The organism is Rugamonas brunnea (assembly GCF_014042345.1).
Classification (GTDB): Bacteria; Pseudomonadota; Gammaproteobacteria; order Burkholderiales; family Burkholderiaceae_D; genus Rugamonas; species Rugamonas brunnea.
Genome location: NZ_JACEZT010000016.1, coordinates 83,749 through 104,226 on the forward strand (window position 1 = coordinate 83,749; position 20,478 = coordinate 104,226).

Consider the following 20,478-nt stretch of genomic DNA (forward strand, 5'->3'; position numbering starts at 1 on the left):
ACGTATCAGACCACGCGGTTGCTGGACAAGTCCCAGCCGCCGGAGGTATTGCCGCCGGCGCCGCCGCTGATGCGTTGCTGGGTGTATTTCCAGCGCACCTTGGAGAACTTGAAGCCCACCTGCTCGGCCAGGATGTCGCCCTCCTCCACCGACGGCGTGACCTGGCCGATCAGCACATTGTCGATTTCGATCTCGAAGTACTTGACCCGCTCGCCCTGGGCATCGGCGCGCATGAATTCGAACTTGGCTTTGGGGATGGTCTTGCCGGCCGCGCAGGTCTGCAGCAGGATGGGCGAGGACAGGTCGGCCAGCTTGCTGATGATGATGTCGCGGTGTTCGCAGCGCTCAGCCGTGTGGCCGCCGCCCGTGGAGGCCGTGGCCGACTTGGGCTGCTCCACGCCCCAGTTGACCGATTTGCATTCGATCCAATCCTTGTGGCGGTCGTCGGCCGACTCGCCCTTGATGCCTTCAATGTACAGGTAGACGTCGATTGCCATTGTGCGCTCCTCTTTCGTCGGTGGGAAAAGTGTCAGTAGTTGGTCGACTGCGGCAGCTCCGCGACCAGTCGGAGGGAAACGGACAGTTCATCGAGCTGGAAGTGCGGCCGCAGGAACGACACGGCGCGGTACACGCCGGGCCGCCCCGCCACCTCGTGCACCTGCACCGAGGCTTCGCGCAGCGGGAACTGGGCCTTCTGCTCCTGGCTGGCGTTATCGTCCAGCAGCACGTACTTCATCAGCCAGCGGTTGAGGAAGTCCTCCACGTTCGCGGCCGCGTTGAAGCTGCCGATCTTGTCGCGCATCATGGCCTTCATATAGTGCGCGATGCGCGAGACGGCGAAGATGTACTGCAGCTGCGAAGACAGCACGGCGTTGGCGTTGGCCGCCTCCGAGTTGTACTTGCGCGCCTTCTGCGTGGACTGGGCGCCGAAGAAGGCGGCGTAGGCCGTGTTCTTGCAGTGCACGAGCGAGATGAAACCGAGGTCGCTCAGCTCCTTCTCGCGCCGGTCCGTGATGGCCACCTCGGTCGGGCACTTGAGGGCCACCTCGCCCTCGTCCGTCTTGAAGGTGTGGGTGGGCAGGTCGTCCACCAGGCCGCCGCCCTCCACGCCACGGATGGCGGCGCACCAGCCGTAGTCATCGAAAGCCTTGGTCAGCTTGGCGCCGAACGCGTAGGCCGCGTTACACCACAGGTATTTGTGGTGGTCGGTGCCGTCCACCTCCTCGACGAAGTTAAAGCCTTCCACGGTGGTGCCGTCCACCGGGTTGAACGGCAGGCGGCCCAGGAAGCGCGGCAGCGTCAGGCCCACGTAGCGGGCATCCTCCGACTCGCGGAACGCCTTCCACTTCGCGTATTCCACCGTGTCGAACACCTTGGCCAGGTCGCGCGGCTTGCCCAGGTCGGCGTAGCCTTCCAGCCCGAACAGCTCGGGCGCGGCCGAGGCGATGAAGGGCGCATGGGCGGCCGCCGCCACGTGCGACATCTGCTCGACGAAATACATATCCTCGGGCTGGCGCGAGATCTCGAAGTCGCCCAGCAGGGCCGCATACGGCGCGCCGCCGAAGGTACCGAATTCCTCCTCGTAGACCTTCTTGAACATGGTGCTCTGGTCGAATTCCAGCGCGGTCTGGAAGTCCTTCACCAGCTCGCGCTTGGTGGCGTTGAGCATGCGGATCTTCAGGCCCTGGCCGGTGGCAGAGTTCTTCACCAGGTAATGCAAGCCGGTCCAGCTCTGCTCCAGTTTCTGGAATGCGGGCGCGTGCATGATGGTGCTGAGCTGGCTGGAGATCAGCCGGTCCAACTCGGCCACGCGCGCGTCGAGCGTGGCCGACAGGTTGTTCGACACCACCACCGTCCCCTTTAGCACCTGGTTAACCAGTTCAGAGATGATGTCCTTGGCGCGCGCATGCTCGGTGCTGGACTTGGCGACCTTGCTGCGCTCGACGATCTGGTCCAGCAAATTTTCGGCATCAAGCGCGGCATCGGTGGCGACGGCTTGCGCCGCTTGCAGTTGGGCGGACATGGCGTTACTCCTTGCTGGTCTGGTCGGATTGGATGGCCGACAGCTGGTCGGTGTTGTTGAGCACCTCGGTCAGGATGTCCTCCAGCTTGTCGTTGCCGGCCAGCTTGTTGCGCAGGTCGGCCAGCTTGCCGCGCGCCTCCAGCAAGGCGCGCAACGGCGCCACCTGCTGCACCACCGATTCGGGCCGGAAATCGGCCATCGAGCGGAAATGCAGTTCAACGCCGAACGAGGTGTCGTCGCCACTGAGCTGGTTGGGCACCTGGAAGCGCGCCACCGGCGCCACGCCGCCCAGCACCTCGTCGAAGTTGCCGCTGTCGATGTTGACGAACTTGCGATCCTTGAGGCGCTTTTGCTCCACGTCCGGGTTGCCGCCAAAGTCGCCCACCACGCCCACCACGAACGGCAACTCCTTGTTTTCCATCGCGTCGCCGATTTCCACGTCGTAGGTCATCTGCACGCGCGGCGCGCGCACCTTGGTCAGCCGTTTCTGGACACTGTCTCCGTTAGCCATGTTCACTCCTTCGCTTATTTGAGGCCACCGAACGGATCGGTGCTGGCCGACGCGTTGTCGGGCTTTTCCGTCGCGCGATGCGCCGTGGCCGTGGCAGGATGGTGGGAGCGTGGCAATGGCCGATGCGCCATCGGGGAAGATGGCGGCACCAGCACTTCTTCACCGAGGCTGGTGCGCAGCAAACGGGCCAGATCCTGCGCTTCGGAACGCAGCGAGCCGTTCAGATTGTTCTGCTGGCTCAGGTCCGTCAGCGCCTTGGTCGACAACCGCAGGCCGCTGACGGCCACGATGCTGTTGCCCAGCTTATCGTTCGGGTCGCGCTGCAGCGCTTCCAGCGCGTTCGTGATGGCCTCGCCATAGCTGGCGCGGTCGAACTTCATCTGCGCCAGGTGCAGCCACGGCTGCTTGTCGGCCGGATAGGTGCTGGCCGCGCTCTTGAGGATCACTTGCGCCTTGTCGGCCTGGCCCGCCGCGACGGCCGTATCGGCCTCGGCCAGCGCGCGGTCCAGCGTGGCCGGTTGGGCGCGCTCGGCGCGCACTTGCTCGCCATCGGTGGCGCACGCCGACAGCAGCAGCGCGCAAGCCAGGATGGGCAATGGTGTTCGGATCGGATTCATGATGTGCTCCCTGGTGGAACGAAGGTGGAGAGGCGAATGGGGTGGAGGCCATTATTGATCAACGGTTGAGGCCGCAATTGCGCCCGCTCAAGGCATGTTGCATTGCGCATTCGCCGGGACAGCGGGCACGCTGCGGCCTGATCTGGCGCAGCACGTCGCGCGCAGGCCGGCGTGGCGCGCGCCGCGCCAGCGGCAAGGTGCATGCCCCTTGCGCAGCCGCAAATCCCGCACGAGCCGCTTTGGTTCTAATGGCAAGGTCGCCTGGAGAACCGATGAACCGATCACGCAATGCCCTGCTCTGCCTGGCCGCCGTGCTGACCCTCGCTGGTTGCGCGGCCGGTTCGATCGCCGGAACGGCGCTGGAAATGATCGGCGTGCGCAAGCCGCCCGAACTGCCGGATGCGCAAAAGCCGCCGCGCAATGTCGCGATCCGCCTGCATGCCAGCCCCAACCTCAACACCGATGCAAGCGGCCACCCGCTGGCGCTGGTGGCGCGCATCTACAAGCTGCGCCAGGATGCCGCGTTCCGCCAGCTCGGCTACGACAGCTTCCTGAACGCCCACACCGAACACGAGCTGTTGGGCAACGACTTGCTGGAAGTCAAGGAAGTGTTGCTGGTGCCCGGCCAGCGCTACGAGGTGGTCGAGAAAGTGACGCGAGAAGCGGCCTACATCGGCGTGGTGGCGCTGTTCCGGGCGCCGGCTGAACAACGCTGGCGCATGTCGTTCGCCGCCGGCGAGGCGGAAAAAGATGGCATCACAATAGGCGCCCATGCCTGCGCGCTGAGCGTGGGCAGCGGAGCCACGCTGGTCGATGCCGGGCGCGCCGCCAGCAAGCCATTGGCGGCATTGCGTTGTCCATGATGCAGTCGTCACCTGGGAAGGGGAAGCCATGAAAAGCACAACCGCCGCCGGCCACGTATCTGGATGGGCGCTGGAGCAAATGGAGCAAGCCGCATGAACGCGATGGTCGAACGGCGCAGCGCGCCCTCGCTACTGGGCAACCAGCGGCGCGACGATGCCGCACGCAGTGGCAGTCTGCCGACACTGGTGGACCTGCTGCACGAGGGCTTTTACGCGCTGTTCATGCTACAGCAAGGCGCCCATCCGCTCACCATCCTCGGCGAGCCAGGCCGGCAGACGTCACCCGCGCTGGCGATGGCGACGGCGACGCCCTCCGCGCCCCCGCCGCCGCATGTTGATGGCGAGGCCCCGCCCACGCCAGCCGGGCTGGCCGATGAGGCCATGTTCAAGGAAAAAGTGCATGCCTTCCTGGCCGAGTTCGACCGCGAAGCGCGCAAGCTGCGCGCCAGCGGTGACGATATCGACGCGGCCAAATACGCGTTTTGCGCGGCGATGGATGAGGTCATCCACAATTCCACGCTGGCCATGCGGGCGCCCTGGCGCCACCGGCCCTTGCAGTTGATGCTGTTCGGCGACCACCTGGCCGGTGAACACTTTTTCGACCGGCTCGAAGCGTTGCGCAGCAAAGGCGGTGTCCGCTTGCAGGCGCTGCAGGTATTCCACATATGTCTGCTGCTGGGATTCAAGGGCAAATTTTCCAATGAACCAGCCGACAAGCTCAGCTACCTGACGGCCCGCCTGGGCGAGGAGATCGCCCACATCAAAGGCAAAAGCCGTGGTTTCGCCCCGCAGGCAGAGCGGCCCGACGAGATCATCAACAAGCTGCGCGGCGAGGTGCCGCTGTGGGCGCTGTCCATGGTGTTCGCCGTGGCCGCGCTGTGCGTCTACCTGGGCCTGAAGACGTCGCTGACGCGCACCACCCAGAACAGCATGGCGCCCTACAATGACCTGGTCAAGCTGGCCCCCAAGCCGGCCAACCTGACCATCACCCTGCCCTGAGCCGCCCCCCGGCTACTGCGCGACGCGGAATTCGATGCGCCGGTTGCGTGCCCGGCCGTCGGGGCTGGCGTTGTCGGCCACGGGCCGGTCCGGCCCCTGTCCTGACACAGTCACCATGGCGGGATCGACACCGCGCCCGGCCAGGTAGCCGCGCACCGCTTCCGCCCGCGCCAGGCTCAGCGCCACATTGCTCTCGCGCAGGCCGACATTGTCGGTATGGCCGATCACTTCCACCTTCTTGTCCTTCACCTTGTGCAAGGCCGCCGCCATCTCGTCGAGGATGGCCTGGCCCGATGGCGTGAGCGTGGCCTTGCCGCTTTCGAATTCGATGATGCGGCGCGCCAGCGTAGCGTCCAGCAGGTTCTGCTCGGCGGCGCTCACGCGCAAGCCGTTGTTGACCGTGTAAGTCGGGTTGAGGCTGGTGGCGAAGTCGCTGGCGATCTGCTGGCGCTGCGCTTCGTTGGCCACCTCGCCGTGCACGCTGATGTTGTTGCCGTCTATCCTGAGCTGGCCTTTGCTGATCAGCTTGAGATCGGCGCCAATCAGCTTTTGCACATAGCCTACCCAGTTCGGCGGCAACACCACCCGGCCGATGGCGATCTGGTCCACCACCTGGTCGGCGCCATACAGCTCGCGCAGGCGGGCCAGCATGGCGGCTTTGCTTGCTTCGTCCGGCACGGTGCCGCTCACCAGCACCTGCCCGGGCTTGGGCGTGGCCGGCGGCGGCACCTGGGCGGCGGCCGGGATGGCGCCCGCCAATAACAACGGCAACAGAATCGCGCGCATGGACTACCCTCCGTGGCAAAGTCAGACAAAGGTTTCGTGAAACAGCGCATGGACCGAGCGCAACGATAGCTGGCCCTGCTCCAAATACGCCGCCAGTTGCTGGACGCGCTGATCGGCCTGCGTGCATTGCTCCACCCAGTCGGCCTCGTGCACGCTGATCTGCTGCTCATCCACGCATTGCGGATCGATGACCGCTTGCAGCGTCTCCGGCGCCGCGCCGTTGAAACCGACCACCAGCACGTATCGCTCGCCCAGGTCGGCGAAAAACAGGCACAGCTCGAATTCGCCCTGGCGCAGGAACGGGGCTATCAGGTCCAGCCAGAACGCGGCCACCTGGTAGCGATAGCGCGGCTCGTCGGGCAGCGGCAACGCCAGGCTGCGGTCCAGACTGGCCTGGCCATCATCCTTGACCGGCTGCAGCAGCAAACCGAGCGCCAGCACGATTTGCCGCACCGGCGCGTGCGCCAGCATGGCCTGCAGGCTGGCGATATCGTGGCCGTCCAGGAAGCGGATGAAGGCTGCGCCGTGGTCCGGATCGTCCGGATCGAGTTCCACGACGGAGGCCGCCAGCGCGTGCAGCGCCGGAGCCGGATCATCGGCGGCCGGCACTTCAGCCGCCAGCGGCGCCAGCGCATCCCACAACGGCGCCAGCACCAGCGGGCTGCGCGCCAGGAACGCGGCCGGTTCATGCACTTCCAGCGCACTCATGACGAGAAACGGATAGCGCCGTTGCGACTTGTCGGCGCTGGACAGGATGTGGCCGGCGATGGCGCGCCGGCTGCGGTTGCCGACGAAGGCGAACGGCAGCGGCCGCAGCGCATCATAGTGCTGCTTCCAGCGCGGGTTGAGCGTCAGCACATTCATCACCTCGGCCAGCCACTGGTCCAACAGCGCGGCCAGGGCGGGATTGTCGACGGCCTTGATGAAATCGCTGCGGGTGGGAATCTTGCCGAAGTAGCCCACCCGCGTCGCCTGCGGCGCGCGCCTCATGGCGCCGCTCCAACAATGGGTGCGCGCTTCATGGCGCCGCTCCGACGATGGTTTCCGGCAGGCTCATGCCACGGAAGCCCTGCTCCTCGGGCGCGCCGCCGTCGCGGCCACTGCTCTCGGGGCTGCTGGTAATCTTCAGGTCGAGCGCCACCGTGATGGCGCCGCTGGTCCAGCGCAATTCATACACGCCGCCATCTTTGCGCTGCTTGCTGGCCGCGTCGATCATGCGCTTCAGGCCAAACTGGCCCGGTTCATTGAAGATGTCCACGCTGCGCCCGTCGAACGCCACAGCTGTGATGCGGGCGCCGGGCGCACCCTGCGGGCTGGGATGAACCATATTGCTCCACTGCGCGGGCGTGTTGCGGTAGCGCAGTTGCTGGCCGTCGATCTCGACCGTGTATTCCAGCGTGCCGGGCGCGGGCATGGGCTGGATCTGGAACACGGTCTGGGCCGCCGCCGACGATGTGGCCACGCCGCCGGCGCCGATCGGCGCGATCCAGCCGGGAAAGCGCGCCACCACTTGCGGCGCCAGGCTGATGCCCATGTCGGCCCAGGTGCGCGGCGCCAGCACATCGCCGCGCCGCACCACCAGCGGCCCCATGGCGCCCGTGACGAACTTGGCGATCACCCCGTCCGGCCCGAAGAACTGGACGATCTCGGCGTTACTGGCCTCGATGCGCGAAGTGGTCGAGAACGGGTATTTGTTGGCCAGCGATTTCTGGAACGGGTCGTACACCTGGGCCAGCCAGGTCTTGTTGATCTCCGTCTGGCTGGGGCCGATGATAACGGCGAAGGTCTGCATCAAGGGCCGCACAAGGATGGGACGGATGGCTTGCTTCTGGCTGTCGCTCATGCCGGTCAGCATCTGCTCGTCCACGAGGCGCAGGGCGTCGGACAGTTCCGAACCGCTGCCTTCCAGCGTCTGCTGCATCAGCTGGCGCGCGCCGGGGCCGGGGTCGCCCTGGTTCTTCAACTGGTTGAGCCGGGTGCGCACGCGCGACAAGGCGTCGAGATAGGCCCCCATCAGCGACGCATCCTTCTCCTTGGGCGCGACCAGCTTGGCCACGCCGGCGAACTCCCTCCCCACCGGCCCCATCTGGCGCTCGAAGCGGGCCGGGTCGATGGCGAGGTTGACGCCGGACACGGGCACCGGCGCGTTGCGCGAGAACGCGTTGCTGATCCAATCGAACATGCCGCGCCGGGCTTCCTGCATGCCCGGTCGGGAGGCGGCCGGATTATCCCAGGTGGTCTGCTGGTAGATCGTGGTGAGCAGCTTGGCCAGCGGCGACGATTGCGGATCGCCCAGCCGGTTCATGGCGACCACGGCCGCGTCGAAGCCGCGCAGGTCGGAGATGGTCACACCCTGCACGAACTTCTTCCACTCGCGTGCATAGTCGGCCTTGTACAGGTCCACCAGGCCTTTCTGTATTTGCTCGGGGCTACCTTCCAGCGTCAGGTCGTCCTTGGCCGCCGTTTGCAGCACCCAGTCGGCGCTTTGCAGCTCGTGCGTGGCCGCTTCCTTGAACGCGCCATCGACGTATTTTTCCCATGCCTCGCGGGTGAAGGCGCCGGACACGGCATGGCTGCCCGCCACCAACGCCTGGTCCTGCTCACCGACGATGCGGGCCACCGTCGTCGCGGGGAAACGGGTGGCGGCGCGCGCGCGGATGTCGGCGTACACGCGCTCGCGCGCTGGCATGCCATGCACCACGTGGCGCAGGTTCTCACGGGCCTGGTCGACCAGTGCCAGCTTTTCCTCTACACGCGGCCAGGAGGGATCAGCGATCTGCGCCAAGTAGAACGTCATCAGGCGTTCGGCGCTGCGTATCATCTGCTCGCGCGGCATGGCGCCCCGATTGCTTTCCAGCCAGCCGCGCCAGTAGCGCGTGAGCTGGTCGTTCAGGTGGCTGGGCTCGGCATGGGTTTTGTCGACCAACATCAAGTAAGTCTTCAGAGCGTTGTAGGCGTCCTCAACGTTGGTGGGCGAGGCATCCAGATACGGTTGCGCGGCTGTCGCGCGCGGGACCGGCGCGGTAGTCGGCGCGGTTGCCGGGGTGGTAGCGGAACTGACGGCCGTGGCGGCGACCTGACCGGCGGTCGAGGCGGCCAAAGCGGAAGCAGCGCCCACGGCTGGCACTCCGCTTGTGCCGTCATGATCCTCCGGCGCCACCCGGGCGACCGGCTGCAACTGGTCGGCATGGGCATTCATTTCCGCGAGTAACGCCTCAAGATTGGCGGCCACGGGCTTGAGCATCACTTCCTTCACACCGGAGAAGTATTCCTCGCGCAGCTTGCGCTCCAGCAGCTCGCCTTGATACAAGCCCATGCGCAAAGACCACGGCCGGCGCCGGCGATAGCTGTCCAGCTGTTCAATGCGGTCCTGCAGGATATCAAGCGCTTCCAGCCGCGATTGCAGGTCCAGCCGCTGGTCCTGCAGCTTGACCACCTTGTCCAGATCCGCCTGCACGTTGCTGACCAGTTGCCGGTTGCCCAGATAAGACCAGCTCCACCCGCCCAGCGACGCCCCCAGCACAATGACGGACGTGAAGAACACCGCATACTTGAGCTGCACCTTGCTCTTGCTGGCGTACTGCGCCACCAGGTCCTTGTCCGCGAAGATCACCTTGCGAAACAGGTTGAGCAGGAAGTAGCCGGTCTGGCCGCTGTGATTGGACATCGGAAGTTCGGGCAGTTGCAAGCCGAAACGCTCGGCCGTGCGCCCCCACTGGGCGCTGACCGGTTGCCCCTCTTGCAAAGCGCTGGTGAAGTAGAAGCCCCGGAACACCGGCTTGAACTGGAACGGGTTTTCCTCGAACAGCGTGGCCAGGAAGGCCCGCAGCGAGGCGCGGATGGTGGCGAACTCCAGCGGAAACGTGAACACGCCAGACGGCATGCGCTCGCGCCGCTGCATGGCCATGTTGGCCAGGCTCATCTCCTTGACGCCATCGCACAATTCGCTGAAGCCCTGGTCGAAGAAGGCCAGCAGCTGCTGGCTGGTGGTCTTGCGCTTGTAGGGCATAGTGGCGCCCCACACGCGCTCGCGCTCGCTGCGCTCGGTCTGCGCAAAGAATTCACCAAAGCCCGCGATCAGGTCGGCCTTGGTGAACACCACGTACACGGGCGCGAACACTTCCAGCCGTTCGATCAAATCCTGCACCCGCTGGCGCAGGCTGCGCGCCAGCTTGATGCCGGCCTCGGGATCGTCGCCGCGCAACTCGGCGATGCTGACGGCGATAATGATGCCGTTGATGGGCGCACGCTTGCGGTATTTTTTCAGCAGGTCGAGAAAGCCGAACCATTCGGCCCGGTGCTCGTCCACCACCGCGTAGCGCCCGGCCGTATCGAGCAGGATGCCATCGGTGGTGAAGAACCAGTCGCAATTGCGGGTGCCGGCCACGCCCTGCACGATCTTGCTGTCCGCGAAAGGAAACTGCAGGCCGGAATGGGCGATGGCGCTGCTCTTGCCGGCGGCCGGATTGCCGATGATCATATACCACGGCAATTCGTACAAGGCCCGCGCGCCCGACACCATGCCCATCTTGGAACCTTTGATGGTGGCGATGGCCTTGAGCATGCTGTCGCGGATGGCGCTGACTTCGGCGCGCGTCGCCGCCGCATCGGCGCCCTCCGTGGTGGCGGGCACAGCGGCCTTGCCGGCCTCGCTATCGCCGGTGATCACCTGCGCCATGGCGCTCGACGCGCGCCGGGCACGGTGCCAGCGCCAGCCATACCAGATGGCCCACACGACCAGGGCGGTGGCCAGCGCCGCCGCCGTCCAGAGCAAGGTCAGTTCCAGCGCCGCCGACCCCAGGTAAAGAAAAGCGAGCAGGCCGATAAAACCGACCAAGGCAAGCTTGCGGCTATCGAGCAGAAAGTACCAGATATTACGCATCATGAGCGGGCCGCCAGGTTGGGATGGAGGAAGGTATAGGCAGACCGATCCATGGTGCCACCGCCACTGTCGCGATTGTTTGAGCGGGAACAACGATTCCTGCACGTCCACTTATTTGCGCACCGTGCCAGGCACCCGCAATTCCGTATGACCCAGGTCCATCATGGTCCACCGCCCGCCCCAGTGCAGCCCCACCGATTCGGCCACTTCACCATACAAGCGATAGCCGCGCATGGCCCACGGGTCTTGCTCGGAAATGCGCAATTTGCCATCGCGCAGGAAGGCGCAATCGGCGGCCAGTCCGAACTGGTGGTAACTCTGGAACGCCTTTGCGTTGGTGACGGCGGGACCGGAGGCGGCCAGTTGATTCTGGCGCTCCGGGCTGCGGTAGCCTTCGAGGATGGCCATGTCGTAGCCGTAGCGCTCATGCATGATCTTGAAGACCATCAGCAAGCGTTGGGCGAACTCGGCGTCGAGCAAGCGCCAGTTGCGGTTGGCGCTATCGAGCATGGGACGTACCTGCGTCACCTCCGCCGTCGTGAACGTGACGGGCGGCAGCGGCGCCGGCGCCGCCAACTGCTCACCCTGCAATAGCGCCGCCACTTGCGGATCGACTTCGCCAGCGTCGCCATCGAAGCCGCCCAACATGCCGCGTCCACTGACGAGCCAGGCCAGCAAGGGTGGCACCGTCAGCAAGACGGACGCGGCCAGCGCCGTCAAATAGTGACGGCGCAGCATCCGCCCGCCCGACCGCAGCGCCACACCGGCGCCGTCCGCCAGCGCGCCCGCGCCATGCGTGCCGCGCCGGCCTGCCTGACGTACGCGGTGGCCCGTCCACTGGCCCAGGTAGGCCAGCGATTGCCGCACCAGGTCGCGGCCGGACGGGAACAGCGACAGCCAGGCCGCGCCACAAACCGTCAGGAAAAAGATCAGCATGGAAATAAGTAACATCGTGCGCTCCATCAATACAGGCGGCTGGCGCAGATCGGACACTAGTTTGCGGCCATCTACGCCGGGATCGCCCCATCGTAGGCCGCCCAGAAAACTTCATCGAACGCTAGATCAAATTCGGGGGTGGTATTTTGGAGAGGCAGAACAAACCGACGCTGTTGACGGCCCGCCGTCCGGCGCGCGAAGGTACGCGGCGCATCCTGGCCAGTCTGGAACATGGCGCCCTCACGCTGGAGCAGGAACGCGTGCCGCGCTGGAAACTCAATAGCTGGACCACGGGCTTGTGCCTGCTGTTGCTGACGATGACGGTGCTGGCGTGGAGCATCCACCAGTCCGCACTCACCGCTCCGCAGGACAGTCCGCCGCACGTGGCTGCGCCGGCGACGACCGGGCCGCTGCTGGCCCACGTGGTGCCGGCGCCGCTCACGATGGCCGCGTCCAGCCAGGCTGCGGCCATCATCAACGACACGTCCGCGCCGGTCCAGGTGGAAATCGTGCGGCGAGCCGATCCACAACGCGGGGCCATTGCATGGGTGCCCGCCACACCGGAAGCCACCGTCGCAGCCGGTGCCGTTGCGCGCAAGGCGGCGCCCAAGGCGACGCGCGAAGTTGTGGCGACCGCCCACGCACCCAGTCCGCACGTCGCGAAAGCGACCGCCGCGGTCCCTGCCGCACCGTTGGCGGACACGGACGTGACCTTGCTGACAGCGCTGGTGGCCCATGCAGCCCAGCCAGCCTCCGTCATTCCTCAGCGCAGCCGGGACGTGGTGGAACGCGGCGAGCAGGACAGCACCGCCGAACTGCTGCGCCGCTGCAAACAACTGGGCCTGATCGAAGGCATGCTGTGCCATTCACGCATCTGCTCGGGCCGTTGGGAAAACGAGCCCGTGTGCCGCCTGCCCCCGCCCTGACGCGCTCATCCGTTCGCCCAAATGAAAGAGGCCCGCGATCGCTCGCGGGCCTCGTCGGTGCTCCTGTAGCGCCGGCTTACATGCCCAGCGACTTCAGCAACTCGTCGTTATCCTCGGCCTCGGTCTGCACCGGAACCGCTTCGGCAGCCTGAGCCTGATTCTCCTGCTCGAAGGCCAGCAGTGCATCCGGGTCGGGCGTTTCGTTCGCGTCGAATTCATACAGGCGGACGAATTCGGTGCGGTCGATGGCCAGTTCCAGGTAGAACACATTGCTCTTTTCCGTGTAGAACGACACGCGGCGCATTTCCGGCCGGTCCAGCGGCGTATCGACGCTCAGCATGACCTGCTTGTTCAGCACCAGCATCTTGGGTTGGTTCTGGGTGATATTGGTCTGCAGCTCACGCCGCACTTTGCCGGTGAAGTCGCCCACGATCTGGTTCATCAGTTCGCCCAGGATATTGGCCACTTCGTCCGACGTGTGCGAGCTGGCCAGTTCCGATTTGGGCATACCCATGTGCAGCATGTAGCGCGAATAGATCTCCATCGCCGTCTCGGCCGCGAAGTTCAGCACCACCAGGCCCGTGAAACCGCCGTCGAACAGCACGAAGCAGCCGATGTCCGGTTTCAGGCCCACTTTGGTGATCCGTTGCACCATGGCTGAATAATGCACCTTGGTTTGCGTGGCGATGCCCAGCACGCGTGTGACCGAGTTGCACAGACTGGTCAGCAAGTCTTCCGTACCGTAAACGATTTTTGTTTCTTCCATGGCCTAAGCCCCTTCCCTTCCTTTGTTATTCGAGCATTATGCCCTACCAAGAGAATACTGAAGTGCAACTTCTTCGTCCACCGTATTTGGCACTTTGGAGGGAATTGTCAGCAAATGCGTGGTTTACGCGGCTGTCAGCAGCCTGCCATCGCCGCTAAAACGCCAGCTATGACAAAATACCGTTTTAACCTCATAAAAACTTGCAAGAGTACCTATGCAACTACCTAACTTCAGCGATAAATTTTCAGACAACCTGGCCCAACTGCCCGTCATGGATACGGTGGCGGCGATCGAACTGGTCGACCAGTCTGGCTCGCCAATAGCAACGATCGAAAATAAACCTGGCCAGGCGGGCTCGCTCCGGGTTTATGGCTGGCTGGCCGAAAAGTTCAGCGCCATTACCCCCGAAGCAGCGGAACTGGGCCTGAAGATTTATGCCGAACACACGCAGGATGCCCGCGCCAACCCGGGGAAACATCCCAACATTGACCGTCTGTTCAGCATCAAAACCCCGGATCAAACCCTGCAGGTGAAAGGCCTGTAAGTTCCGCCGAACGTGATTGCTCAGCGGCGCGCGCAGGTGGGCAACGCCCGCCGTAGCGCGTCCGCTGGAGCTGAAAGTTAGAAAATTTAGTCAATCAGTACCCGCACAAATTGCGAATCGCGCGCGATTTCTTTTAGCGCAGCCAGGAAGCGTCCTCCGCGGAACGTGGATAGAGTGTGCGTGTTAACGAAGTGCAGTTCGCATTCGCCAGGCCAACCGGGGCCGCCATTCAGCCCGTCCCAGAACGCGTCTAGGTTTTGGCCAAAGTATCCTGCGCCTTCAGGTTCAGCCACTACAACGTAACGCTCCCAGAAGTCTGCCTCGGAACTGACGCCATCGCAGTCAATCGTTACAGCTCGCATAATTTCTAACGTGCTAGCTCAGGGGCGGGCCGCTTGCGGCACGTCCCCTGGCGCGCATTGTTGGGCGACAGGTGCACTACATGTCATCTCAGATTGGAGGCAGATGGCCTAATGGAGCAATCTATGACCCTGCTGGCTATCTTGTGGTTTGCGTTTTCCGGATTAGCAGCGAGACTGCCTACAAATGAACGTGTTTCCTGAAGGCTCTGTGATTTTGGTTCTGAGAAGTATTTCCCTTTCTCATCTTTGAACCACATGAGTACGAACACACCATGTGTGCATGGAATTGAGTCCATGTAACGCGGAAGCTGCCGCTTAATGCCGGCCTTGACTTCTTTGTGATGCGCAAGTTTGAACTCGGCGGCGACGGAAATAAGCTCCGATCTGGAATTGGTAGTAGAGAATCGAAAATCCAATGACCCGGAACCTTCGTCGCTTTCACGAATTACATGTACCCCGAAAGGTTCAAGTGCCATTTGAAAAAACACATGCAGCGTGGGTTGAATTTCGGTTTCACCCTTGGGTGACCGTGGCACCTCAATTTCTTTGCCATCAACATTGATTCTTCTAGAACCGTCCCAGAATGGTTCAATCAAGCGCCGCGTCTCAACATGGTGGACCAGTACCGCGTCCACCGTTGACAGCACAAGACTTTGGAGTTCGTCTTCGGTAGTAGGAGGCGCGGGGTGTGCTCGCTTGAGAGACGCTAGTGCTAAGGAAACGCTCTCCTTGGCCGCCCCCAAGAAGTAGTCTTCCGCGGCATTTTTAAAGGCATCTGGGGTCGTGACCAGGCTAACGGTCTGAGCAAGAACCCTCCGGCTGTCGTTGATCCGATGTGCAGTTATAAGCGCAGTAACCTCTGAAGCGGAAATTGTCTTCGCGCCATTTACTCGGTGCTCTCTAATTGCCCGGTTGGTTGCCATAAGTGCAGCAAGTTTTTCCGGCATGGGATCAGGCCCCAACAGATCCAAGCGCTCGCGCTCTTGTTCGGTAAAGGGCTGGCCCGGCAAACGGCTGGTATCACCGTCTAGTCTTTTGGGGAAGCGTACTTCTACCGCCACACAGGGATACTGGCCCCGGTTGTCCGTCAGATTTCGAGTAGGAACAAAAGGCTTTCCTTTTTCGTCAGCCACCACCACGAAGTTCTTCGAGCTTTGGAAAATTACGTCATCTTGTTCGCTTTCAACCCTGAAGAATTTCACCGTGGTGGATCCCAGAGTTGTTTCTACTTGGCAGGTGAGCGGGTCAAATCCAGCTACGGGAATTGGAGCTACAAACCACACATAAGTGTTGACTTGCTCAGGAGGCATGGCCGCAAGATCTTCACGGGATCCCTGAGTAAGATGCATCGACTGTATGTCGATCGGTAATTGGAAGGATGAACGCACTCGCTATTCCTTAGGCCAAGATATTTCGAAAGTCAGTCTGTTCTGTCGTCCAACGTGCCGATTCAGCCGCGCCGTAGGCGTCGGCTGGAATATATGGTTGGGCAAAATCCATCATTCTTGTTGCCCAGAGAGGAAACCCAGCTGCTTTTCGTTGATGCCTGCGGCCATGAATTTTACGAAATTCACGGGCACGGAAACTTGCATTGGACATTGAACCGTCCCGTCGCATTGTTCTGGGCGGAACCTCATATCGAGGAAATTCCCATTTTGTACAGCGGACTCACAGTAGATGAACTTTCCGATTCGGCCCGTCTGTACATACGGAGCAATTGCATCGCCGAGAAGTGCATAAGCTTCGTCAACTAGCTGTACGCCACACACAGTTTTGGTGCTCATAGTTCGTGATCCTATAACAGGACAAAGGCCAGGAACGCCCAACGTAAAGTGGACGTCAAATTGACGTTTTTACAAATTCTACCACGCCACCTAACCGCAAGTTGCGCAATCTCCAAGAGTGAAAATCATCGCCCGGCGAGCATAAAACTTCCCATTGTCTGGAGAAAGCCGTCATGCCCCCCCCCGCCCAACCCAAATTGCTCGATCAAGTGCGTGAACGCATCCGCACCATGCATTACAGCATCCGTACCGAAGAAGCCTACGTCGACTGGATTCGCCGCTATATCCTCTTTCACCAAAAGCGCCCCCCCGCCGAAATGGGTAAAGTGGAAATCGAAGCATTCCTCACGCATCTCGCGGTGAAGAGGGGAGTGGCGGCCTCCACGCAATCCCAGGCTAAAGCGGCGCTGCTGTTCCTGTATCAAAAAGTCCTCAAACAGGAAGTGGACTGGCTTAAAGATGTGGTCGCCGCCAAGCAGCCGCAACGCCTGCCGACCGACTTGACAGTGGACGAAGTCCGCACCCTCCTGGCCCGCCTTCAAGGCCTGCATTGGCTGATCGCCTCCCTGCTCTATGGCAGCGGCCTGCGGATACTGGAAGCGTGCAGGCTGCGCGTGCTGGACCTGAATTTCAAGATGCATCTGCTAACCACCCGCAACGGCAAGGGCGCGAAGGATCGGATCACGATGATCTACACCCATGTGCTCAACTGTGGCGGACGCGGGGTGATCAGCCCGCTGGATCACTAGCACGATGCTGAAATGACAAAAGCCCAGCCGGTAAGGGCTGGGCTTCTCAAATTCTGGCTCCCCGACCTGGACTCGAACCAGGGACCTGCGGATTAACAGTCCGTCGCTCTACCGACTGAGCTATCAGGGAAAAGAGGCCGCATTATATACGGCCATTTCCGGACTGTCCAGAAAGCGGCGAAAATTTTTCACCGCCCTCCTTCAGCCCATCATCCAGGGCTTAGAAATTGCCCTTGAACTGCACGCCGAACTGGCGTGGCTCGTTGACCATGCCGGTCAGGTTGTTGAAGTCGATCGCACCGATGATGCGCTGGGTGTTGGTGATGTTGCGGCCAAACGCTGCCACTTCATACTTGCCGCCGTCCCAGTTGTAACCGACGCGCAGGCCGCCTTCCAGCATGGCCTTGCCCGTGAATTCGGTCGCTTCGTACAGGAAGAAGTTGATCTTGCTGCGATACGACCAGTCCGTCAGCACGAACAGGTTGCCGTTTTCCAGCGCCCAGTTGTACTTGGCGGTGGCGTTGAAGGTCCATTTCGGCGCCTGCGGCAGCGGGTTGCCGTCGATGACGACGCGGCCTGCGGCGTTGATCGGGTTCAGCACCGTGCTCCATGGGTTCTTGATCACCGACAGGCTAGGGTCGCGGATCTCCGTGAAGTTGTAGCTGCCGCCGGCCGTGACCTTGAAGTCGCTGGTGACGAAGGCTTCGAACTCCGCTTCCACGCCACGGCCCTTGGTCTTGGCCGCGTTGATCAGCTTGGTGACGTTGGAATTGCCACCCACCACGGTCAGCTGCTGGTTCTTCACGTCGTAGTCGTACACGCTGACGCTGGCGCGGGCGCGGCGGTTGAACAGGTCGGCCTTGATGCCAGCCTCGTACGAGACGATGGTTTCCGCATCGGCCACGGTGATGGGCACGGAGCTGTTGGCGGCGGCGATGCTGGGCGCGCGGAAGCCGGTGGCCACGCGCGCGTAGGCGTTCACGTCCTTGTTGATCTTGTAGGTGCCGCTGACATCCCAGTTGACCTTGCTCTTGCTCTCGCTCACACCGCTCGGGCCGATCTGCACCACGTTGACCGCTTCGACCGTGTTGAAGTCTTTCTTGTCGTTCGTGTAGCGCAGGCCGCCACGCAGCATGAAGTCGTCGCTGACGGCGTAGTTGACCGAGCCGAAGGCCGCCCATGCCGTGTTCTTCTGATGGCTGGCCAGGTGCGAGGTCTGGGCGCCGGTGGTGCTGTTGAAGTTGTTGCTGTAGCCGTTGGCGTCTTCCGAGAAGTAGTACACGCCGCTCTGCCAGTTCAGCGGGCCGGCGTTCTTCGATTCGACGCGGAATTCCTGGCTGTACTGCTTGAGGTCGGTCAGGCCGCCGCCGGTTTCAACCTGGAACGGCACTTGGCCGGGCGCGCCGCCGTCGATGTCGCCGCGGCTGAAGTAATTGTCCACGCCTTCGTAGCCGGTGATCGAGAACAGCTTGACCGCGCCCAGGTCCCACGTCAGGCGGGCGTTGGCGCCGTTGGTGCTCAGGCTCTGCGTGTTCTGGCCGTTGGTGTTGATCTTGGTGAAGTCGTAACCGTCGGTAAAGTCGTTGGTGCCCTTCTTGATCAGGTTGGCGCGGAACAGGCGCGCGCTGCCGTCGGTGGTGCGCGAGTGCACGTTGAACAGGGCGTTGAAGGTGGTGTCAGGCTGATACAGGAACTGCACGCGCTCGGCATGCTCGTTGTAGCCTTCCAGCACGTCGTTCTGGTGCGTGAAGGTGTTGTCGACGAAATTGTCGCGGTGCTGGCGCAGGGTCGATACGCGCATCGCCCATTCCTTCGACAGCGGAATGTTGGCGGCTGCCTCGACGTTGGCCGTGTTGTGGGTGGCCAGCGACAGGTTGTAATAGCCTTCGATGCCCTTGGTGTTGGGCTTTTCGGATTCGAACTTGACCACACCGGCTGGCGTGTTGCGGCCAAACAGCGTGCCTTGCGGGCCGCGCAGCACTTCCACGTTGGCCACGTCGAAAATCGGGAAACCTTTCAGGATGCCGTTTTCCTGCACCACGTCGTCATACACGAGCGACACCGGTTGCGAGGCGAAGGTGCTGAAGTCGGTGTTGCCGTAGCCGCGGATGTAGAAGCGCGGGAAGGTACGGCCATTCGACGACTCCACGTTCAGGCTAGGCACCTTGCCGGCCAGCAGGCGGATATCCTGGCCGCCGGAGACCAGCACGTCCAGCTTTTCATCCTTCAGGGTCGACACGGACACCGGCACATCCTTGATGTTCTCGGTGCGGCGCTGGGCCGTCACGGTAATCGTTTCCAGCTGGGGCGTATCGGCGGCGGGGGCGGTTTGCGCCACGGCGGCGCCCATAGGCATGACGGCGCTCAGCGCCAGCAGGCGCTTGTGCATCTTGGACAATTTGATCATTCAATTTCCCGATTTAAGTGGTTTTGGCAAAGAGGGACTACAGTTGTCTCCTGTTCTCTCTTCTGTCGACACCGTTCCCCGGCGGGCCGGAACGGCGCAAGCGGGCTGTGCCGCTTTCGGTGAGCCTGGAGCAGCCCGCCACGTCGCCTCGTGAGCGGTGGCAGGTCTGATCCGCATCTCAATGATGTCTAGAATGCACCGACTTGCAAAAAGGCAGTATTTTCTGGCATTGATACCGGGTATTGCAAGCGCAATATACCGAGTAGTCCTTCAATTGGTAGAAATTGCTGTCCGGGCTGGCTTGGACAAAACAATCGCCGGGCCAAACGGCAATCGGCCGGACCCGATCGGTGCGGCCAGCACTGCAAGTTAAGCAATTGATTAATATGGAGTTATTTGCAAGTATCGAGCGGCAGACCGTACTTGCGCAGGATGCGCGCGCAGCTGCCGTCATGGCGCATGGCGTTCATGGCCGCCTGCCATTGGGCGATGTCTGCGGCGGAAAAATCGAGCGAGCCTGCCAGCCAGATTTCGCCCCACCGGTAAGGCGCACTGTAGTCAAAATCGGACACGGCGGCGCCGGCCAGGTTGGCCGCGCTGCGGTGGATCACTTCGCCGCCATAGGTGGCGTCGGCCAGGCCGGTCTGCACCATGCGCATGCACTCGCGCACGGTGGCGCATTCGAACACGGCCGCGAAATGTTCGGCCGCCAGGACCTCTTTATGCGGCGAGCCGCGCAGGACGACGATACGGCGTCCCTTCAACGCGTCGATATTGCGCAAGTCGAGCGTGCCATGGCGCGACACGAACACGAAATCCTGTCGGTACAGCCGGGCCAGCCACGTGTAGCGGGGCTCGCGCTCGGGCGTGCGGGTGAGCGGCAGCACGACGACGCGCGACATGCCTTCGGTCATCTTCAACGCGCGCTGCCAGGGATAAAATTCGACCGGGGTTGACAAGCCCAGGCGCTGCGCCAGCTCCTGGGTGATTTCCACCAGCGAGCCGGGGCCGCGCTCGCCGCCTTCCATCGCGAACGGCGGCAATTCGCCCACCACCAGCCGCACCGGCGCCTGACTGGCGGCGCCGGCCGCCAACGGCAAGCTCAGCAAAAAGACACCCAGCGTCCGGCGCCAGGCCGTGTTCCACAACCGCTTCAGCATTCCCTGCTTCTCCTCGCTCATCGCTTATCCCGGCCGCCACCGGCCCCGCGTCATGCACGCGGCGGGTGGGCGACGGTACACATCGGCATGGGCATGGCCGCAACGCAGAGCCGCCGCGCGGGGTGCAGGCGCAGGCCGCTTTGCAAATATACAGCAAGAACTA

19 protein-coding genes and 1 tRNA gene are annotated in these 20,478 nt (G+C 62.8%); 5 read left to right on the plus strand and 15 right to left on the minus strand.

The features are described from left to right. Positions 1 to 5 precede the first annotated feature (5 nt). The 4 genes from H3H37_RS20700 to H3H37_RS20715 are packed head-to-tail and all read right to left on the minus strand — an operon-like array spanning position 6 to position 3,151. Positions 6 to 497: an Hcp family type VI secretion system effector gene (locus H3H37_RS20700; protein WP_182166050.1), complete on the minus strand. Its 492-nt coding sequence runs from the start codon at positions 495 to 497 to the stop codon at positions 6 to 8. 32 nt (positions 498 to 529) lie between these two features. Next, a complete protein-coding gene (gene tssC, locus H3H37_RS20705; RefSeq protein ID WP_182166052.1) occupies positions 530 to 2,023 on the minus strand; it encodes a type VI secretion system contractile sheath large subunit in 1,494 nt (497 codons plus the stop codon). A 4-nt stretch (positions 2,024 to 2,027) separates the two neighbouring features. Then, positions 2,028 to 2,534, minus strand: coding sequence for a type VI secretion system contractile sheath small subunit (tssB, locus tag H3H37_RS20710; RefSeq protein ID WP_182166054.1), 507 nt, complete (start codon positions 2,532 to 2,534; stop codon positions 2,028 to 2,030). A 14-nt stretch (positions 2,535 to 2,548) separates the two neighbouring features. Further along, positions 2,549 to 3,151: a tetratricopeptide repeat protein gene (locus H3H37_RS20715; protein WP_229218939.1), complete on the minus strand. Its 603-nt coding sequence runs from the start codon at positions 3,149 to 3,151 to the stop codon at positions 2,549 to 2,551. A gap of 272 nt (positions 3,152 to 3,423) precedes the next feature. Here H3H37_RS20715 and tssJ point away from each other — a divergent pair, with 272 nt between their 5' ends. Together tssJ and H3H37_RS20725 are read left to right on the plus strand one after the other, a co-directional pair. Then, positions 3,424 to 4,014: a type VI secretion system lipoprotein TssJ gene (gene tssJ, locus H3H37_RS20720; protein ID WP_182166056.1), complete on the plus strand. Its 591-nt coding sequence runs from the start codon at positions 3,424 to 3,426 to the stop codon at positions 4,012 to 4,014. A gap of 93 nt (positions 4,015 to 4,107) precedes the next feature. Next, entirely contained in the window at positions 4,108 to 5,013 is a 906-nt protein-coding gene (locus H3H37_RS20725) for a DotU family type IV/VI secretion system protein (protein WP_229218940.1), read from the plus strand. Between the two features lie 12 nt (positions 5,014 to 5,025). Here the strand turns inward: H3H37_RS20725 and H3H37_RS20730 are convergent, their stop codons facing one another. The 4 genes from H3H37_RS20730 to H3H37_RS20745 form a co-directional block, all read right to left on the minus strand. Next, positions 5,026 to 5,799, minus strand: coding sequence for an OmpA family protein (locus H3H37_RS20730; protein WP_182166058.1), 774 nt, complete (start codon positions 5,797 to 5,799; stop codon positions 5,026 to 5,028). Positions 5,800 to 5,820: 21 nt separating this feature from the next. Beyond that, a complete protein-coding gene (gene tagF, locus H3H37_RS20735) occupies positions 5,821 to 6,789 on the minus strand; it encodes a type VI secretion system-associated protein TagF (protein WP_182166060.1) in 969 nt (322 codons plus the stop codon). 28 nt (positions 6,790 to 6,817) lie between these two features. Then, a complete protein-coding gene (tssM, locus tag H3H37_RS20740; RefSeq protein ID WP_182166142.1) occupies positions 6,818 to 10,681 on the minus strand; it encodes a type VI secretion system membrane subunit TssM in 3,864 nt (1,287 codons plus the stop codon). A gap of 111 nt (positions 10,682 to 10,792) precedes the next feature. Continuing rightward, complete coding sequence (locus H3H37_RS20745; protein ID WP_182166062.1) at positions 10,793 to 11,632, minus strand: M15 family metallopeptidase; 840 nt, start codon at positions 11,630 to 11,632, stop codon at positions 10,793 to 10,795. 131 nt (positions 11,633 to 11,763) lie between these two features. Here H3H37_RS20745 and H3H37_RS20750 point away from each other — a divergent pair, with 131 nt between their 5' ends. Further along, entirely contained in the window at positions 11,764 to 12,543 is a 780-nt protein-coding gene (locus H3H37_RS20750) for a hypothetical protein (RefSeq protein ID WP_182166064.1), read from the plus strand. A 76-nt stretch (positions 12,544 to 12,619) separates the two neighbouring features. Here H3H37_RS20750 and H3H37_RS20755 read toward each other — a convergent pair whose 3' ends face one another. Then, positions 12,620 to 13,309 (minus strand): DUF3334 family protein, encoded by a 690-nt coding sequence (locus H3H37_RS20755; protein WP_182166066.1) that lies wholly within the window; start codon positions 13,307 to 13,309, stop codon positions 12,620 to 12,622. A gap of 214 nt (positions 13,310 to 13,523) precedes the next feature. On the opposite strand from H3H37_RS20755, the gene H3H37_RS20760 reads away from it, so the two are divergent. Beyond that, positions 13,524 to 13,853: a DUF2322 family protein gene (locus tag H3H37_RS20760; protein ID WP_182166068.1), complete on the plus strand. Its 330-nt coding sequence runs from the start codon at positions 13,524 to 13,526 to the stop codon at positions 13,851 to 13,853. An 86-nt stretch (positions 13,854 to 13,939) separates the two neighbouring features. On the opposite strand, the gene H3H37_RS26255 is transcribed toward H3H37_RS20760, so the two are convergent. The 3 genes from H3H37_RS26255 to H3H37_RS20775 all read right to left on the minus strand — a co-directional run bounded on the left by H3H37_RS26255 (position 13,940) and on the right by H3H37_RS20775 (position 15,999). Continuing rightward, positions 13,940 to 14,215 (minus strand): barstar family protein, encoded by a 276-nt coding sequence (locus H3H37_RS26255; RefSeq protein WP_182166070.1) that lies wholly within the window; start codon positions 14,213 to 14,215, stop codon positions 13,940 to 13,942. 83 nt (positions 14,216 to 14,298) lie between these two features. Beyond that, on the minus strand, positions 14,299 to 15,603 hold the full coding sequence (locus H3H37_RS20770; RefSeq protein WP_182166072.1) for a DUF8371 domain-containing protein: 1,305 nt from the start codon (positions 15,601 to 15,603) through the stop codon (positions 14,299 to 14,301). Positions 15,604 to 15,714: 111 nt separating this feature from the next. Then, entirely contained in the window at positions 15,715 to 15,999 is a 285-nt protein-coding gene (locus H3H37_RS20775; protein WP_182166074.1) for a hypothetical protein, read from the minus strand. 173 nt (positions 16,000 to 16,172) lie between these two features. Between H3H37_RS20775 and H3H37_RS20780 the strand changes: the two genes are divergently transcribed. Continuing rightward, positions 16,173 to 16,748 carry a phage integrase N-terminal SAM-like domain-containing protein gene (locus tag H3H37_RS20780; RefSeq protein WP_182166076.1) on the plus strand — a complete coding sequence of 192 codons (576 nt, stop codon included), beginning with the start codon at positions 16,173 to 16,175 and terminating at the stop codon, positions 16,746 to 16,748. 54 nt (positions 16,749 to 16,802) lie between these two features. Here the strand turns inward: H3H37_RS20780 and H3H37_RS20785 are convergent. From H3H37_RS20785 to H3H37_RS20795, 3 genes are all read right to left on the minus strand, one after another. Then, positions 16,803 to 16,878: transfer RNA gene (locus H3H37_RS20785), tRNA-Asn, on the minus strand. A gap of 90 nt (positions 16,879 to 16,968) precedes the next feature. Beyond that, the gene (locus H3H37_RS20790) at positions 16,969 to 19,155 is read right to left on the minus strand and encodes a TonB-dependent receptor (protein WP_182166078.1); all 2,187 of its coding nucleotides are present in this window, start codon (positions 19,153 to 19,155) and stop codon (positions 16,969 to 16,971) included. Positions 19,156 to 19,547: 392 nt separating this feature from the next. Beyond that, positions 19,548 to 20,315 (minus strand): substrate-binding periplasmic protein, encoded by a 768-nt coding sequence (locus H3H37_RS20795; RefSeq protein ID WP_182166080.1) that lies wholly within the window; start codon positions 20,313 to 20,315, stop codon positions 19,548 to 19,550. Between the last annotated feature and the right edge of the window lie 163 nt (positions 20,316 to 20,478).

What these genes read in the sequence shown, in the direction of transcription:
- H3H37_RS20700 (WP_182166050.1), bottom strand. Translation starts at nt 497, where the DNA reads ATGGCAATCGACGTCTACCTGTACATTGAAGGCATCAAGGGCGAGTCG.
- tssC (WP_182166052.1), bottom strand. Translation starts at nt 2,023, where the DNA reads ATGTCCGCCCAACTGCAAGCGGCGCAAGCCGTCGCCACCGATGCCGCG.
- tssB (WP_182166054.1), bottom strand. Translation starts at nt 2,534, where the DNA reads ATGGCTAACGGAGACAGTGTCCAGAAACGGCTGACCAAGGTGCGCGCG.
- H3H37_RS20715 (WP_229218939.1), bottom strand. Translation starts at nt 3,151, where the DNA reads ATGAATCCGATCCGAACACCATTGCCCATCCTGGCTTGCGCGCTGCTG.
- tssJ (WP_182166056.1), top strand. Translation starts at nt 3,424, where the DNA reads ATGAACCGATCACGCAATGCCCTGCTCTGCCTGGCCGCCGTGCTGACC.
- H3H37_RS20725 (WP_229218940.1), top strand. Translation starts at nt 4,108, where the DNA reads ATGAACGCGATGGTCGAACGGCGCAGCGCGCCCTCGCTACTGGGCAAC.
- H3H37_RS20730 (WP_182166058.1), bottom strand. Translation starts at nt 5,799, where the DNA reads ATGCGCGCGATTCTGTTGCCGTTGTTATTGGCGGGCGCCATCCCGGCC.
- tagF (WP_182166060.1), bottom strand. Translation starts at nt 6,789, where the DNA reads ATGAGGCGCGCGCCGCAGGCGACGCGGGTGGGCTACTTCGGCAAGATT.
- tssM (WP_182166142.1), bottom strand. Translation starts at nt 10,681, where the DNA reads ATGCGTAATATCTGGTACTTTCTGCTCGATAGCCGCAAGCTTGCCTTG.
- H3H37_RS20745 (WP_182166062.1), bottom strand. Translation starts at nt 11,632, where the DNA reads ATGTTACTTATTTCCATGCTGATCTTTTTCCTGACGGTTTGTGGCGCG.
- H3H37_RS20755 (WP_182166066.1), bottom strand. Translation starts at nt 13,309, where the DNA reads ATGGAAGAAACAAAAATCGTTTACGGTACGGAAGACTTGCTGACCAGT.
- H3H37_RS20760 (WP_182166068.1), top strand. Translation starts at nt 13,524, where the DNA reads ATGCAACTACCTAACTTCAGCGATAAATTTTCAGACAACCTGGCCCAA.
- H3H37_RS26255 (WP_182166070.1), bottom strand. Translation starts at nt 14,215, where the DNA reads ATGCGAGCTGTAACGATTGACTGCGATGGCGTCAGTTCCGAGGCAGAC.
- H3H37_RS20775 (WP_182166074.1), bottom strand. Translation starts at nt 15,999, where the DNA reads ATGAGCACCAAAACTGTGTGTGGCGTACAGCTAGTTGACGAAGCTTAT.
- H3H37_RS20780 (WP_182166076.1), top strand. Translation starts at nt 16,173, where the DNA reads ATGCCCCCCCCCGCCCAACCCAAATTGCTCGATCAAGTGCGTGAACGC.
- H3H37_RS20790 (WP_182166078.1), bottom strand. Translation starts at nt 19,155, where the DNA reads ATGATCAAATTGTCCAAGATGCACAAGCGCCTGCTGGCGCTGAGCGCC.
- H3H37_RS20795 (WP_182166080.1), bottom strand. Translation starts at nt 20,315, where the DNA reads ATGCTGAAGCGGTTGTGGAACACGGCCTGGCGCCGGACGCTGGGTGTC.